A 15392-nucleotide genomic window follows, 5' to 3' on the forward strand; every position below is an offset into this window, starting at 1 on the left:
AGCCTCGAAAAGAGTGTGTCAAGAGCCTTCCCGGTGAGTGTGCGAGAACGCTTAACGCGACCTGATGCACAGTCCATCAACCTGTTGAATCTGCCTTGGCCGGCAGCGATTCAGGATTGGCGTGGCTCGCTCCAATACTGGCGCAATGGTCGATGGGGGGGGATGTCCTCGACCATCGGAGCCCCGTGTTTCTTGCAAATCTTGCTCGTGGTACTGATCCTCCGACCGTGGCAAGAGCGATGACCGTACTACCGCGACCGATCTTGCTGGCTGTTTTCATGCTGGTGACCGGTTTATTCGCCGCGCTTCCGGTCGCCGCGTCCGCGTCCTGCCCACCCCTGCTCAACCACAGCTTTCCCGCGCTGCAGGATCAGAAGCCGCAATCGCTCTGCCAGTGGCAGGGCAAGGTGCTGCTGGTGGTGAACACCGCCAGCTACTGCGGCTTCACCTCGCAGTACGACGGACTCGAGAAACTCTATGCCCGGCTGAAGGCGCGAGGACTGGTCGTCGTCGGCTTCCCGTCGAACGACTTCGGTGAGCAGGAGCCGGGCAGCAACCAGGAGATCGCCGAGTTCTGCCGGCTGACCTACGGGGTGCAGTTCCCGATGTTCGCCAAGGCCACCGTCGTCGGCAAGAACGCCAGCCCGCTCTACGCGCAACTCGCCAGGGCGACCGGCGACGCGCCGCAATGGAATTTCCACAAATACCTGATCGACCGTAGCGGCACGCGGGTACTGAGCTTCGGCAGCCGCGTCAAGCCGGACGACAGGGAATTGCTGGCCAGGATCGATGCATTCCTCGGCAAGTAGGGATAGAAGGGGTCGCCCGCCCGCTGTCGCCAGGCACCGACTTATTGCTCCACCGGAGAACAAGACATGAACGCACCAGACCGATTCCTCCTCCCCGATGTCCAGGGCAGCGCCGACCAGCGGCAACTGGCGATCCACAAGGTGGGCGTCAAGGGCCTGCGCTATCCGCTCGCCCTGCTCGACGCCGACGGCAGCGTGCAGCACACGGTCGCACAAGTGACGATGTCGGTCGGGCTGCCGCCCGAGGTCAAGGGCACGCACATGTCGCGCTTTGTCGAGATTCTCGAACAACGGCGGGCGCCATTGAACGCCGACCGTCTGCTGCGCATGTTCGAGGACATGCTGCTGCGCCTCGACGCGAGCAGCGGCGAGATCGAACTGGCCTTCCCGTACTTCATCAGCAAGGCAGCGCCGGTATCGGCTGTCGAGAGCCTGCTCGACTACGACGTGCGGATGATCGTGGCCAGGCGTGCAGGGCAGGCGGCCGAGCTGACGCTCGAAGTCGTCGCGCCGGTGACCAGCCTCTGCCCGTGCTCCAAGGAGATCAGCGAGTACGGCGCGCACAACCAGCGTTCGCACATCACGATCATCGCCAGACTGCGTGCCGCGATGACGCCCGATGAACTGGTGCGACTGGCCGAGGAGGAAGCGTCGTGCGAGGTCTTCGGGCTACTCAAGCGGCCGGACGAGAAATGGGTGACCGAGCGCGCTTACGACAATCCGAAATTCGTCGAGGATCTGGTGCGCGACATTGCCTTGCGCCTGATGCGCGAACCGCGCATCGCGCAATGGACGGTCAAGTCGGAGAACTTCGAATCGATCCACAACCATTCGGCTTACGCCGAGATCAGCGGCGACAACGCTTGAGCACGCGGACATGAGCATGCACGGATCAGCAGAGGGACAGCGCATCGCCGTCGTCGGCGCGGGGATTTCCGGACTGGCGAGTGCCTGGCTGCTGGCGCAGCGGCACGCGGTGACGCTCTATGAAGCGGGTGCTTATCTCGGCGGGCACACCAATACCGTCGATGTGTCGCTCGAAGGGGTGTGCCACCCGGTTGACACCGGCTTCCTGGTCTACAACACGCACACCTACCCGCACCTGACGGCCTTGTTCACGCATCTGGGCGTTGCCAGCGTCGAGACCGAGATGTCCTTTGCGGTCAGTCTCGAAGAGCCCGGGATCGAGTGGGCGGGCAGCAGCCTGGCGACCGTCTTCGGGCAGAAGCGCAACCTGCTGCGCCGCGACTTCTGGCGCATGCTCGCCGACATCCTGCGCTTCAACCGCGAAAGCGTCGCCTGGATCGATCAGTATCCCGACTATGGCGGCAGCCTGCGCGAGTTTCTCGCCGCCGGGCGCTATTCGCGCCCTTTTGCCGAGTGGTACCTGCTGCCGATGGCGGCGGCGATCTGGTCGTGCCCGGCGGGGCAGATGCTCGACTACCCGCTGACCAGCTTCGTGCGCTTCTGCCGCAATCACGGCCTGCTGCAGGTCTTCGACCGGCCGCTCTGGCGAACGGTCAGGGGCGGTGGCCGCGAATACGTCAGGAAACTGGCCGCTGGCCTGGCCGACATCCGCATCGGCACGCCGGTGCGCAGCGTGCAGCGGACGGATGATGGCCTGCAACTCGTCACCGATGGCGCAGTCGAGACCTACGACCAGGTGGTGCTGGCCTGCCACAGCGACCAGGCCCTGGCGATCCTGGCCGCTGCGGCGACGCCCGACGAGCGTCGCCTGCTCGGGGCGATCCGCTACGAACCGAACCGTGCCGTGCTGCACAGCGATGCGGCGCTGCTGCCGCGCAATCGGGCCCTGTGGTCGGCGTGGAACTACCTGTCGAGCGTTCAGGAACTGGATCGCCGGCCGGTGAGCGTCTCCTACCTGATCAACCGCCTGCAGCCACTGCCCTTCAAGACCCCGCTGATGGTCTCGCTGAACCCGCAGCGCCAGCCGAAGGCGGACTCGGTGATCGCCGAATTCGACTACGAGCATCCGCTTTTCGATGGCCCGGCGATCGCCGCACAGCACGCGTTGCCGGCGATTTCCGGCAAGCGCGGGGTGTGGTTCTGCGGCGCCTGGAACGGCTACGGTTTTCATGAGGACGGGCTGAAATCGGCGCTGCAGGTGGCCAATGGCCTGGGATGTCACGCACCGTGGCAGGGCCGCGAAGCGGCGAGTTCGCCAGCGCCCGCCTTCCGGCGGATGGCGGAGCGCGCCGCATGAACGAGACGCCGGCTCGCCTGTTCTTCGGACAGGTGATGCACCGCCGTTTGCGGCCGGCTGAGCATCGCTTCGTCTATCCGGTCTATTTCTGCGTGTTGCCGCTCTCCGAGGTCGCCTGCTCGGCAAGTGCGCTGTTCTCGGTCAATCGCTGGAATCTGTTCAGCTTCCACTTCGCCGACCACGGTGCGCGTGACGGCTCGCATCCACTGCCCTGGATACGCGCTCTGCTGGAACAGGAAGGCGTACGCGCCGATGGCGAAGTCTGGCTGCAGTGCTTTCCGCGCGTTCTCGGTTTCGTTTTCAACCCGATCAGCCTGTGGTTCTGCCACGACCGTGCGGGGAACCTGCTCGCCGTCCTCGCCGAGGTGAACAATACCTTCGGTGAGCGCCACAACTATCTGCTGACGCATGCCGACGGCCGAGCGATCCGCGACGGCGAGACCATCGAGCGCAGCAAGGTCTTCCATGTCTCCCCGTTCATGGCCGTTGCCGGCCACTACCGCTTCCGCTTTCACGCGCGCGCCGGGCAAGACGGCAACGCCGCCTGGCGGCTGGCGCGCATCGACCACGGCGACGCCGCGGGCGACCTGCTGCATACCGCGATCTCCGGGAACGCCGAGCCATTGGCCAGTGGGCCCTTGCTCAAGGCCTTTGTCCGCTTCCCGCTGCTGACCCTCGGCGTCATCCTGCGCATTCACTGGCAGGCCCTGAAGCTGTGGCGCAAACGCGTCCCCTTCTTTCGCAAGCCTGCACCTCCACTTGAGGAGACGACCCGATGAACAGCATGGAATCCACGCTGACCCTTCCTTCGAGGCCGGCGTCCAAGCCGCAGCCGCGTAGTGCCGGGGCGGTACTGGCGCTGCTGGAACGAATCGAACACGGATCTCTGGAAATTTGCCTGCCCGACGGCTCGCTGCAGCGCTTCGGCCAGGTCGGGCACGCTGCGGCGACACTCGAGGTCGCTGACTGGTCGATGTTCGAACGCATTCTGGAACGTGGCGATGTCGGCTTCGCCGATGCCTGGATCGACGGCGACTGGCACAGCCCGGATCTGGCCGGCCTGCTGACCCTGCTGGCCAACAACCGCCAGTGCCTCGCGCGAGCGGTCTATGGTCAATGGTGGAGCCTGCTGACGGCACGCCTGCGCCACTGGCTCAATGCCAACACGCGCACTGGCTCGCGCCGCAACATCATGGCCCATTACGATCTCGGCAACGACTTTTACCGACAGTGGCTGGACCCGACGATGAGCTATTCGAGCGCGCTGTACGCGAGCGATGCGCCGTGTTCGATGGCCGCGGCGCAACTCGCCAAGTACCGGCGCATTCTGCAGCGCCTGAATTCCCGGCCAGGCCAGAGCGTCCTCGAAATCGGCTGTGGCTGGGGCGCTTTCGCGGAGATCGCTGCACGCGAGGCCGACCTCGAAGTCGTCGGTCTGACCCTGTCGCCGGCGCAACTCCAGTTTGCTCGCCGGCGCATCCAGCTCGCCGGCCTCGAACAACAGGTGACCCTGGAGTTGCGCGACTATCGCGACCTGGCCGGGGAGCAGTTCGACCATATCGTTTCGATCGAGATGCTGGAAGCCGTCGGCGAACGCTGGTGGCCGACTTACTTCGCGACCCTGCAACGGTTGTTGGCACCTGGCGGGCGGGCGATCGTGCAGGTGATCACGATTCGTGACGACCTGTTCGCGCGTTACCGTCAGGGGACGGATTTCGTCCAGCAACACATCTTTCCTGGCGGCATGCTGCCGAGTCCGTCGGTTGTCTTCCAGCAGGCGGCCCGGGCTGGGCTGGTGGTGCGCGACGTGTTTGCCTTCGGTCGCGACTATGCGCGCACGCTGGCCGAATGGTCCGGCAACTTCGAACGGCATTGGCCGGCAATCGAGGCGCAGGGTTTCGACGAGCGTTTTCGTCGTCTGTGGCGCTTCTATCTGGCGTATTGCCAGGCCGGCTTCAACAGCGGTTGTACCGACGTGGTGCAGTTCGAACTGGCACACGCCTGATGAAAACCTCTCTGATGGCGCTGCTGCTCTGGGCCTGCAGTGGCCTGGCGCAGGCCCTGCCGGACGCGGTGCGGCAGTCGGAAGCTACCTGGCGGCAGTGGGGAAGCGGCGAAATGAGCTGGCTCGGCTTTCCGATCTATCGCGCGACGCTGTGGGTCGCCGGTGCGCCGACGACGACCCCGGCCACCGGTGCCACCTCGGCGTTGCAGCTCGACTACCTGCGCGACATCCCGCGCGAACGCCTGGTGCAGACCAGCGTCGACGAAATGCGCCGTCTCGGCGCCAGTGAAGCGCAGTTGCAGCGCTGGGAGCCTGAGCTGCGGCGCGTCTTTCCCGAAGTGAAGGAGGGCGACAGCATCGTCGGTGTGCACTATCCGGGACGTGGCGCGGCGTTCTATCACCGTGGCCGGGCGACCGGCGAAGTGGTGGATGCCGAGTTCGCGCGGCTGTTCTTCGGCATCTGGCTCGACCCCCGCAGCCGTAGTCCGAGCCTGCGCGCGGCACTCCTCAAGCGCCCGGAGTCTTGATCATGACCGCCACGCGGGCGCTGCCGCATCGACAGTTGCTCGCCTACGGTGCGCTCGGCCTGCCGCTGGCCATGGCGGCACTGCCGGTTTATGTTCACGTGCCGCGGCTGTACGCCGAATCAGCGGGCATGAGCCTGAGCCTGCTCGGCGCACTGCTGCTCGCAGCGCGCCTGCTCGACGCCGGCCTCGATCCGCTGCTCGGCGGCTGGAGCGACCGGACGGCGAGCCGCCGGCGGCTGATCCTGCTGGCACTGCCGTGCCTGGCACTGGGCATGCTGGCGCTGCTGCAGCCGCCGGCCGTGGCGGTGCCGCTGTGGCTGCTCGCCTCCATGTTTTGCACCTACTTCGGATTCTCGCTGGCCAGCGTCGCCTACCAGGCCTGGGGCGCGGAACTGGGGCGCGATGCCGGCGAGCGTACCCGCCTGACCGCCAGTCGCGAAGGTTTCGGCCTGCTGGGTGTGGTCCTCGCAGCCGCGCTTCCGGGGCTGCTGTCGCAGGATTTGTCGCAGGGACTTTCCGGGCTGGCGCAGATCTTCCCCTGGCTGTTGCTGCTGCTGGCGAGCTGGACGATATTCGGCACCCCCTCCGCGGTCGAGCGCCTGCCGGCCAGCGGCGGGCTGTTCAGCGCCTTGCGCAGCGTCCTTGACGATAGCCGTTTTCGCCGGCTGCTGGCGGTCTTCGTGGTCAATGGCATCGCCGCGGCCTTGCCGGCGACGCTGGTTCTGTTCTATGTCGCCGACGTGCTGCGGGCCGAGGCCTGGAGCGGGGCCTTTCTCGCGCTCTACTTCGTCAGCGGCGTCGTGTTCCTGCCGCTGTGGGTTGTCCTGGCCAGGCGTTTCGGTCGCGTACGCACCTGGGTCATCTCGATGTTCGTCGCTGTCGCCGCGTTCGTCTGGGCCTGGGGATTGACGGCCGGCGACGTCTGGCCGTTCGCCGTCGTCTGCCTGCTTTCGGGGGCGGCGCTGGGCGCCGACCTGACGCTGCCGGCGGCCTTGCTCGCCGACCTTTGCGAACGTCCGGCGGGCGGCGGCGCAGCGCAGGCCGGCGCGTATTTCGGCTGGTGGAACCTGGTCGCCAAGCTCAATCTGGCGCTGGCCGCCGGTCTGTCGCTGCCCTTGCTCGATCTGGTCGGCTATCGGCCGGGTGAGGGCGGAGCGACGGCCGGCCTTGCCACCGTCTATTGCCTGCTGCCTCTGCTCTTCAAGTCCGCCGCCGCAGTGCTCGCGTGGCGCTGGCGCGGTACCCTGGAGGTCTCCTGATGAAAACCCTGTGGCTGACCTGTTTCGCTTGCGGAATCCTCGGTCTCGGTGGTTGCGCCGGCACGCCGGTCGAGCGTTACCGGGCTGAACAGCCTGTACTCGATCTGGCGCGCTATTTCAACGGTACGATCGATGGCTGGGGAATATTCCAGGATCGCTCGGGCGAAGTGATCAAGCGCTTTCATGTCGTCATCGACGCTACCTGGGAAAAACGTGACGGCGTCGATGTCGGGACGCTCGACGAGAACTTCTCGTGGTCGGACGGCACGACGTCGCGGCGGGTGTGGACGATCACCCGCGTTGATGCGTCACGCTACGTCGGCCGTGCCGACGACGTCGTCGGCGAGGCGCAGGGCGAGGCCGCCGGCAACGCGCTGCGTTGGCGATACGTGCTCGCCCTGCCGGTCGACGGCCGGGTCTGGAACGTCGACTTCGACGACTGGATGTATCTGATCGACGACAAGGTGATGCTCAACCGCTCGGCGATGCGCAAGTTCGGCTTCCATCTCGGCGACGTGACGCTGAGTTTCACCAGGCGCTGAAACGATGAATCCACGCATTGCCGACTGGTCGGATCAACGCGTCTGGCTGCTCGGGGCTTCGACGGGCATCGGTGCGGCGCTCGCCGGTTTGCTGCTGGCGCGCGGCGCACGCGTTGCGCTGTCGGCGCGCAGCGCGGTTCGCCTGGCGGAGGTTGCCGCGGCCGGAGGCGGGCGGGCGTTGGTGCTGCCCTGCGATGCCGCCGACGCAGCGAGCCTGCACGCCGCCTGGGACGCCTTGCTGGCAGAGTGGGGCGGTGTCGATGTCGCGCTGTACGTGGCAGGTGACTATGTGCCCATGCGCGCCTGGGAGCTCGATATGGCCAAAGCCCGCCGGATGATCGACGTCAACCTCGTCGGTGCCATTTCCTTCGCGGCCAGTGTGGTGCCGCAACTGTTGCGGCAGGGTAACGGCCAGATTGGTTTCGTGGCCAGTGTCGCCGGTTATCGCGGCTTGCCGAAGTCGCTGATCTATGGCCCGACGAAGGCGGCGCTGATCAATTTTGCCGAGGCGCTCTATCTCGATCTGCGGCCGAAAGGAATCGGCGTGCGGGTGATCAATCCAGGTTTTGTCGCCACGCCGCTGACCGCGCAGAACGATTTCGCGATGCCGGCGCTGCTCACCGCCGAACAGGCGGCACTGGCGACGATCGACGGTTTTGCCGGGAGTGCTTTCGAAATCCACTATCCGAAGCGTTTCACGCGGGTGATGAAACTGCTCGCGCATCTGCCGTACCGCCTCTACTTCCCGCTGGTTCGCTTTCTCAGCGGTGCATGAGCAGCCGCCCGCAATGAGCAATGCGCCTGCCGTTCGCGCCCTGGTGGCCTTCTTCGAGGGCTTGTGCCCGGAAGCGGTGGCCCGTTTTCCCGAGTACTACGCGAGTGATGCGTATTTCAAGGATCCGTTCAACGAGGTGCGCGGTCTGGAGCCGATCCAGCGCATTTTCGCGCACATGTTCAGTCAGGTTGCTGAACCGCGCTTCGTCGTTCTTGAGAGCGTGGTCGCCGAGAACGGCGCGCTGCTGGTATGGGAACTGCATTACCGCCGCAAGACCTCGTCGGCGCAGGGTCCGGCGCGGGTGATTCGGGGTGCGTCGCACCTCAGATTCGACGCGCATGGCAAGGTCGTCTGGCATCGCGACTACTGGGATGCCGCGGAAGAGCTCTACGCCGGGTTCCCGGGAATCGGCTGGCTGCTGCGGGTACTGAAAAGGAAACTCTCGGCCTGAGCCGGCGGGCCCTTCTCGATCTGGCCGTGCCCGCTACGTCGGGACGCGGCGGCAACTGCGCTTCTACAACGCACTTGTCAAAAACGCTCTAGGAATTCTGCCGAAACTGGGTTTATAATGCGCGGCTAATCTGCACTGTGATATTTTTTTGAACTTGGGAAGAGCCGATGCCTGCCATTCGCGTCAAGGAAAATGAGCCGTTCGAAGTTGCGATCCGCCGTTTCAAACGCACCGTTGAGAAAACCGGTCTGTTGACCGAACTGAGAGCTCGCGAGTTCTACGAGAAGCCCACCGCCGAGCGCAAGCGCAAGCTGGCCGCCGCGGTCAAGCGCCATCACAAGCGGATGCGCAGCCAGACCCTGCCTCCAAAACTGTATTAACACCGGTTTGCCGGTGCTTGGGCAGCCGCCTGTCTGAAGATGGGCGGCTGTTGGCGTTTCTGGAACGGCTATCGTGGTGACCTTCGCGGCACCGTCAATCAGGAAGGAGTCTCTCGATGACCCTCAAAGAACGCATCAACGAAGACGTCAAGGCAGCCATGCGCGCGCGCGCGGCACAAACGCTTGGCGCCTTGCGTCTGCTGACGGCGGCAATCAAGCAGCGGGAGGTCGACGAGCGCATCGCGCTCGATGACGCAGCGATCATCTCCGTCATCGACAGGATGCTCAAACAGCGTCGGGATTCGATCGCGCAATTTGCGCAGGCGGGGCGCAACGATCTGGTCGATGCCGAGACCTTCGAGCTGCGGTTGCTGAGCGCCTATCTCCCCGCCAGCCTGTCGACGGAGGAACTTGCCGCCGCGGTGGCCAAGGCCATCGCCGAGACTGCGGCCACCGGCCCTGGCGACATGGGCAAGGTGATGGCCTGTCTGCGCACGGGGCTGGCCGGCCGCGTCGACATGAGCGAAGCGTCGCGCCTGGTCAAAGCGCAACTGACTGGCGTCTGACCGTCTGCGCCATAGCGCTCGGCTGCTGGCACCAGGGGCTCGATGATCCCGGACTCCTTCATCCAGGAAATGCTCTATCGCATCGACCTGGTCGACCTGATCGACGGTTACGTTCCGCTCAAGAAGACGGGGGCCAACTTTGCCGCCTGTTGCCCGTTCCACAGCGAGAAGTCTCCCTCCTTTACGGTCAGTCCAGTCAAGCAGTTCTACCACTGCTTCGGCTGCGGCGCGCACGGCAATGCCATCGGCTTTCTCATGGAGTATTCGGGTCTCGGCTTTGTCGATGCGATCAAGGAACTGGCTGGCCGTGCCGGCATGCAGGTTCCCGACGATCACGGAGCTGCCGGGCAGCACGTCGAGAAATCGCAGGCACTCAGCGAGATCATGGCGCGCGCTGCCCGCTTCTACTACGAACAGCTCAAGGGCTCCGCAAGGGCGGTCAGCTACCTCAAGGAGCGCGGAGTGAGCGGCGAGATCGCGCGCCGCTTTGGCCTCGGTTATGCCCCCGAGGGATGGCAGAACCTGGCTGCCGCTTTTGACGACTACAGCAGTTCCGAGCTGCAGCTTGCGGGACTGGTGATCAACAATGAGCGCGGACGCCTCTACGACCGCTTTCGCGAGCGGGTGATGTTCCCGATCGTCAGCCAGAAGGGCGAGGTGATCGCCTTTGGCGGCCGCGTGCTTGGCCAGGGCGAGCCGAAGTATCTGAACTCGCCCGAGACCCCGTTGTTCGAAAAGGGGCGCGAAGTGTTTGGCCTGCCGCAGGCGCGCGCCGTCATCCGGGCACAGGATGTGGTGATCGTCGTCGAGGGTTACCTGGACGTCGTCGCCCTCGCGCAGCACGGCATCGGCAATGCGGTGGCGACTCTGGGCACGGCCACCACCACCATGCAGGTGCAAAAGTTGTTGCGCCAGGCCGGGCGCATTGTGTTTTGTTTCGATGGCGACGCCGCTGGCCGCAAGGCCGCGTGGCGGGCTCTGGAAAACAGTCTCGAAGTCCTGACCGAGCAGAAAAGCATCGCGTTTGTTTTCCTCCCCGAGGGTGAGGACCCCGACAGTCTGGTGCGCAAGCGCGGCGGCGAGGCCCTGCAGCGGCTGATCGCCCAGGCCACCCCGTTGTCGGACTTCCTGTTGCGCGAACTGGCCGGCCATTGCGACCTCAATAGTGCCGAAGGTCGGGCCCGGCTGGTGGCCGACGCCAAGCCGCTGCTGGGGCGCCTGCAGTCGTCGCTGCTGAGGTTGCAACTGGTCAAACGGCTGGCCGAGAACAGCGGTTTTTCGCAAGCCGAGGTGGAGCGCCTGTGCGATCTGCAATCGCTTGCCCGTCCGGCGCCGGCACGGGCGCCGCGGCAAGCGCCTTCGCTGCTGCGGCCTTTGCTGCGCCTCTTGCTGCAGAAGCCGCAATTGGCTGGCGGCTTGCCGCTCGACCTGCTTCCCGGCAACTCCACGGAAGCGCGAGCGGTGCGCCTGTTATGCGAAACGATTGGCGATGGCGGGGTCCGGATGCTGGCCTATCCGGCGCTGATCGAAAAGCTGCGGGGTAGCGAGTACGAGGGTATCCTGCGTGCCGCAGCCGCTGAACTAATGCAACAGCCATTTGCCGAAGAGGGAATCGACGCGGAGTTCGAGGGTGCGGTCAAACGGTTGCTGGAAGGCGAGCACAAGCGGGTTTTTGCCGTGCTGCAGGAGAAGGTACAGCAACTTGGGGTGAGCGGACTTTCGAGCGAAGAAAAACAGCAGTATCTGACAGCCCTGGGTGCGCGCGGGCGACCAGGGTCCGTCGGCTAAGGTGTGATATCATCGAGAGTTTTTCCAGTATAACGCTATCCGGGAAATGGTCATGGTCAGGGAAAAGGCGGTAACTACGAAGGCGGCGAAAGCCAAGGCAGCGGCGGATCTGTTGGCCCAGGTCGGGACGCAACCGGCACCGGTCGACGACGAGACGCGCAAGATGCGTCTGAAGACGCTGATCAAGCTCGGCAAGGAGCGGGGCTTTCTGACCTACGCCGAGATCAATGACCATTTGCCAGATGATGTCGTCGATGCCGAGCAGATCGAGAGCATCATCAGCACCTTCAACGACATGGGCATCCAGGTCTACGATGAGGCACCGGACGCCGAAACGCTGTTAATGTCGGACGCCGCGCCTGCCGCCGGGGCCGACGACGCCGACGTGGAAGAGCAGGCCGAGCAGGCTTTGTCCACGGTTGACTCCGAGTTTGGCCGCACGACCGACCCGGTGCGCATGTACATGCGCGAAATGGGTTCGGTCGAGTTGTTGACCCGCGAGGGCGAAATCGAGATCGCCAAGCGCATCGAGGACGGCCTCAAGCACATGATCCAGGCGATTTCGGCCTGCCCGACGACGATCGCCGAAATCCTCAGTTGCGCCGACAAGATCGCCCGCGACGAGATGCGCATCGACGAGTTGATCGATGGGCTGATCGACCCTGAAACCGACGGCTCACTGGACGATCTGACGGCTGAGGTGGCCGAGGAGGAAAGCGACGACGAGGACGACGAGGAGGAGGACAGCGCAGAAGCGGTGGAGGGCGCCGCGGTGGCGGCCTCGTTGCTGAAGCTCAAGACCGAAGGGCTTGAGCGTCTTGAACTGATCCGCTCGCACTATACCAAGGCGCATGGTGTCCTGCCGCGCAGGGGTTCGCAGGACAAGGCCTATCTGCAATTGCAGCAGCAGATCTCCGAAGAGATGATGGGGATTCGCTTTACCTCGAAGACCATCGAGCGCCTGTGCGATTCGGTACGCGCCATGGTCGAGGAGGCACGCGCCTGCGAGCGCAAGATCCAGCGCATCTGCGTCGATACGGTGCGCATGCCGCGTCCGCATTTCATCAAGGTTTTCCCCGGCAACGAACTCAACATCGACTGGGTGGATGCGGAGATCGCCGCTGCCGGCAAGACCTACGCCGCGATCCTCACCCGCAATGCGCCTAATATCAAGGAAGAGCAGCGGAAACTGCTTGCCCTGCAGGACCGCATCGGTATCCCGTTGCGCGAACTGAAGGACATCAACAAGCAGATGTCTACGGGTGAGGCCAAGGCTCGGCGTGCCAAGCGCGAGATGACCGAAGCCAACCTGCGGCTGGTGATCTCGATTGCCAAGAAATACACCAATCGTGGTCTGCAGTTCCTCGATCTGATCCAGGAAGGCAACATCGGTCTGATGAAGGCCGTAGACAAGTTCGAATACCGGCGCGGCTACAAGTTTTCGACCTATGCCACCTGGTGGATCCGCCAGGCGATCACCCGCTCGATTGCCGATCAGGCGCGCACGATCCGTATCCCGGTGCACATGATCGAGACGATCAACAAGATGAACCGCATCTCCCGGCAGATCCTGCAGGAAACCGGCCTCGAAGCCGATCCCGCGACGCTGGCCAAGAAGATGGAGATGCCGGAAGAGAAGATCCGCAAGATCCTGAAGATCAGCAAGGAGCCGATCTCGATGGAAACGCCGATCGGCGACGACGACGATTCCCATCTCGGGGACTTTATCGAAGATCAGGCCACCCTGGCACCAACCGAGGCGGCGCTTTACTCGAGCCTGCGTTTCATTACCAAGGATGTGCTGGACACCCTGACGCCGCGCGAAGCCAAGGTGTTGCGGATGCGCTTCGGCATAGAAATGAATACCGACCACACGCTTGAGGAAGTCGGCAAGCAGTTCGACGTGACCCGGGAACGCATCCGTCAGATCGAAGCCAAGGCGCTCCGCAAGCTTCGCCATCCCTCACGTTCGGACAAGCTGCGCAGTTTTCTCGACAACGGCAACAGCTAGCGTACACCAACCCCGAGATCCTGCCGTCGGCGCATTCATCGGCGGCGGGTGACGACGCAGGCCAGAGCCAGGCCCAGCAGTGCCAGCGTCCCGGGCTCGGGAACGTGGCTGGCGCTCAGCGCGATGCCGTCGTTGATGCATTCCTCGAAGAAATGTGCCGTGAACTTTCCTGCCGGCAACCTGGAAAGGTCGACTGAGAACCCGAAGACGCGGTTGCCAACCGGGTCGGCGCCAAAGTGGGCAAAGTCGAGGTCGAGATCGTCGAGTGCGTCACGGTCGAGCACCGAGATCCCCGACACCAGGCTACCCCTGGTGATATTGGGATACATGACGCCGTCGCCGAGATAGCTGATGACGTCGCTGGTGGTATTCAAGTCCCCCATCGCGCCGCCAACTGGCCGATGTGCGGGACTGGCGCCGTAGTAGTCCTGCAGCTTCGCGTAGCCGGAATTGGCCGTGGTGTAGCTCATCGGCGTCACGCTTCGAAAGAGACCTGTTTGGCTGCTGTCGCCGTTGACCCACGAATCATTGGCGCTGGCGAAGCGGATCGCAAATACTTGGGGATCGTTGAATTCACCGGGTGTGTCGAGATTGTGCGATGAGAAATTGAGGAACAGGTCGCCAAGGGACACATTGCCGTTACGTGCGCTGTATGGCACGCCTGCCTGCGGCACTCCGCCGCTGATGGCGAAGTATCCGGTCTGGCCGCGCTGAAGGAAAGCGAGGCCGCGTTCTTCGAAGGCACTCCCGCCGGAGCCATCGGTGGGCGCGTCGATGGCGTAGTTCCAGCCGTTCCAGATCTGACCCGCGTTCACCTCCGGGACAGCCAGCGCCAGCGTCGCGAGGCCGCACAGCAACAGTGGTATTAAACGTCTTCCCGGTGCGACAGCAGCGGGTGAGATCGCGGCAGGCCGCGACGCGATCACGTCTAGCCTCAATAGCTGATGAATAATGGTTTTCATAGTGGACGTCTCGACTTCGATGGGACTGCAACATGGCTACTCAAAGCGCCTCGGAGAGGCCGTGTTTCGTCCCGCGAGAGCGGGGTTTCCGGGTTTGCACCTGGCGGAGGTGCAGGGTGGCCTCGACTTCGGCGTCAAGTGTCTTCCGGAGTGATAGTCGACGGTTATGAACAAGTGCACATGGCGCCGATTTCTTCGTTTCGTGCCGGTGCGGCGGCTGTCGGTAGCCGAGGCGACAAGTGCTGGACGCCAGTGCCTGGCCGCTCGCTTGAACGTGCCGGGGCCCGGTATACTGCGCATTGCCGATAGCCCAAAGCCCTCGCGGCGCGTGGGATCGCGGCTGGGTTTGGCAAGGCCGCCGGCTGCCCCGCTGCGCCGTGCAGAGGTCACCGTCGGGTGCCGATTCTTGAAGTTGTCCTGCTTGTGAGATGTCCTGTGGTGAAGCGTATTTTCGACCTGTTGCTTGCCGGCCTCGCCGCGCTTCTGCTGTGTGTGCCGGCCTGTCTGCTTGCCTTGCTGGTCAGGTTGACCTCGCGTGGCCCGGCACTCTACTGGTCTGATCGCGTAGGCCGGCACAACCGGATTTTCAGAATGCCGAAGTTTCGCAGCATGCGTCTCGGGACGCCGGCCGTGGCCACGCATCTGCTGACGGACGCGCAGGCGTTCCTGACGCCGGTGGGTTCGTTTCTGCGGCGATCGAGTCTTGACGAGCTGCCGCAGTTGTGGAGCATTCTCGTTGGCGACATGAGCCTTGTCGGGCCGCGTCCGGCGCTGTACAACCAGCATGACCTGATCGCCCTGCGTACCGAGCGCGGTGTTCACCAGTTGCTGCCGGGGCTGACCGGCTGGGCGCAGGTCAACGGCCGCGACGAGTTGCCGATTCCCCGCAAGGTCGAACTCGATGTCGAGTACCTGCAACGGCAGTCGCTGTGGCTGGACATCCGGATCCTTTGGCTGACCCTGGTCAAGGTGGTGCGTCGCGAGGGAGTGACGCATTGACGCATTGCCGGCCGTGCTTGCAGGGTTGGGAGCAGGTTCGCGAAGTGCGGGCCCGCAACGGGAACCCTCTGTGTCGGCCGGAGGTCGGCTGATA

The 15392-nt window shown here is 64.2% G+C and carries 16 protein-coding genes; 15 read left to right on the top strand and 1 reads right to left on the bottom strand.

The window, feature by feature from the left end:
• Nucleotides 1-239 precede the first annotated feature (239 nt).
• The 14 genes from AC15MQ_RS09840 (at nucleotide 240) to rpoD (ending at nucleotide 13337) form a co-directional block, all read left to right on the top strand.
• Nucleotides 240-809, top strand: coding sequence for a glutathione peroxidase (locus AC15MQ_RS09840; RefSeq protein WP_483079993.1), 570 nt, complete (start codon nucleotides 240-242; stop codon nucleotides 807-809).
• A 66-nt stretch (nucleotides 810-875) separates the two neighbouring features.
• Entirely contained in the window at nucleotides 876-1676 is an 801-nt protein-coding gene (folE2, locus tag AC15MQ_RS09845) for a GTP cyclohydrolase FolE2 (RefSeq protein ID WP_483079994.1), read from the top strand.
• A 16-nt stretch (nucleotides 1677-1692) separates the two neighbouring features.
• The gene (locus tag AC15MQ_RS09850) at nucleotides 1693-3033 is read left to right on the top strand and encodes an NAD(P)/FAD-dependent oxidoreductase (protein WP_287666668.1); all 1341 of its coding nucleotides are present in this window, start codon (nucleotides 1693-1695) and stop codon (nucleotides 3031-3033) included.
• On the top strand, nucleotides 3030-3812 hold the full coding sequence (locus tag AC15MQ_RS09855; protein WP_483079995.1) for a DUF1365 domain-containing protein: 783 nt from the start codon (nucleotides 3030-3032) through the stop codon (nucleotides 3810-3812). The genes AC15MQ_RS09850 and AC15MQ_RS09855 overlap by 4 nt, the downstream gene beginning before the upstream one ends.
• Complete coding sequence (locus AC15MQ_RS09860) at nucleotides 3809-5038, top strand: SAM-dependent methyltransferase (RefSeq protein WP_287666662.1); 1230 nt, start codon at nucleotides 3809-3811, stop codon at nucleotides 5036-5038. Before AC15MQ_RS09855 ends, AC15MQ_RS09860 begins: the two co-directional genes overlap by 4 nt.
• Nucleotides 5038-5565 (top strand): chalcone isomerase family protein, encoded by a 528-nt coding sequence (locus AC15MQ_RS09865; RefSeq protein ID WP_287666659.1) that lies wholly within the window; start codon nucleotides 5038-5040, stop codon nucleotides 5563-5565. Before AC15MQ_RS09860 ends, AC15MQ_RS09865 begins: the two co-directional genes overlap by 1 nt.
• Before the next feature lie 2 nt (nucleotides 5566-5567).
• Nucleotides 5568-6824 (top strand): MFS transporter, encoded by a 1257-nt coding sequence (locus tag AC15MQ_RS09870; protein WP_287666656.1) that lies wholly within the window; start codon nucleotides 5568-5570, stop codon nucleotides 6822-6824.
• Nucleotides 6824-7366, top strand: a complete 543-nt coding sequence (locus tag AC15MQ_RS09875) for a DUF3833 domain-containing protein (RefSeq protein ID WP_287666653.1) — start codon at nucleotides 6824-6826, stop codon at nucleotides 7364-7366. Before AC15MQ_RS09870 ends, AC15MQ_RS09875 begins: the two co-directional genes overlap by 1 nt.
• 4 nt (nucleotides 7367-7370) lie before the next feature.
• Complete coding sequence (locus AC15MQ_RS09880; RefSeq protein WP_483079996.1) at nucleotides 7371-8141, top strand: SDR family NAD(P)-dependent oxidoreductase; 771 nt, start codon at nucleotides 7371-7373, stop codon at nucleotides 8139-8141.
• Between the two features lie 13 nt (nucleotides 8142-8154).
• Nucleotides 8155-8592 (top strand): nuclear transport factor 2 family protein, encoded by a 438-nt coding sequence (locus AC15MQ_RS09885; protein WP_483079997.1) that lies wholly within the window; start codon nucleotides 8155-8157, stop codon nucleotides 8590-8592.
• Between the two features lie 167 nt (nucleotides 8593-8759).
• Nucleotides 8760-8972 (top strand): 30S ribosomal protein S21, encoded by a 213-nt coding sequence (gene rpsU, locus AC15MQ_RS09890; protein WP_012807257.1) that lies wholly within the window; start codon nucleotides 8760-8762, stop codon nucleotides 8970-8972.
• 116 nt (nucleotides 8973-9088) lie between these two features.
• Nucleotides 9089-9538 (top strand): GatB/YqeY domain-containing protein, encoded by a 450-nt coding sequence (locus AC15MQ_RS09895; protein WP_332335278.1) that lies wholly within the window; start codon nucleotides 9089-9091, stop codon nucleotides 9536-9538.
• Between the two features lie 42 nt (nucleotides 9539-9580).
• The gene (dnaG, locus tag AC15MQ_RS09900; protein ID WP_483079998.1) at nucleotides 9581-11326 is read left to right on the top strand and encodes a DNA primase; all 1746 of its coding nucleotides are present in this window, start codon (nucleotides 9581-9583) and stop codon (nucleotides 11324-11326) included.
• A 52-nt stretch (nucleotides 11327-11378) separates the two neighbouring features.
• Nucleotides 11379-13337, top strand: coding sequence for an RNA polymerase sigma factor RpoD (gene rpoD / locus AC15MQ_RS09905; RefSeq protein WP_287666640.1), 1959 nt, complete (start codon nucleotides 11379-11381; stop codon nucleotides 13335-13337).
• A gap of 35 nt (nucleotides 13338-13372) precedes the next feature.
• Here the strand turns inward: rpoD and AC15MQ_RS09910 are convergent, their stop codons facing one another.
• Nucleotides 13373-14194, bottom strand: a complete 822-nt coding sequence (locus tag AC15MQ_RS09910) for an XDD3 family exosortase-dependent surface protein (RefSeq protein WP_483079999.1) — start codon at nucleotides 14192-14194, stop codon at nucleotides 13373-13375.
• Nucleotides 14195-14737: 543 nt separating this feature from the next.
• On the opposite strand from AC15MQ_RS09910, the gene AC15MQ_RS09915 reads away from it, so the two are divergent.
• Entirely contained in the window at nucleotides 14738-15298 is a 561-nt protein-coding gene (locus AC15MQ_RS09915) for a sugar transferase (protein ID WP_332335281.1), read from the top strand.
• Nucleotides 15299-15392: the final 94 nt, after the last annotated feature.

The sequence above is a fragment of the Candidatus Accumulibacter propinquus genome (assembly GCF_056856495.1).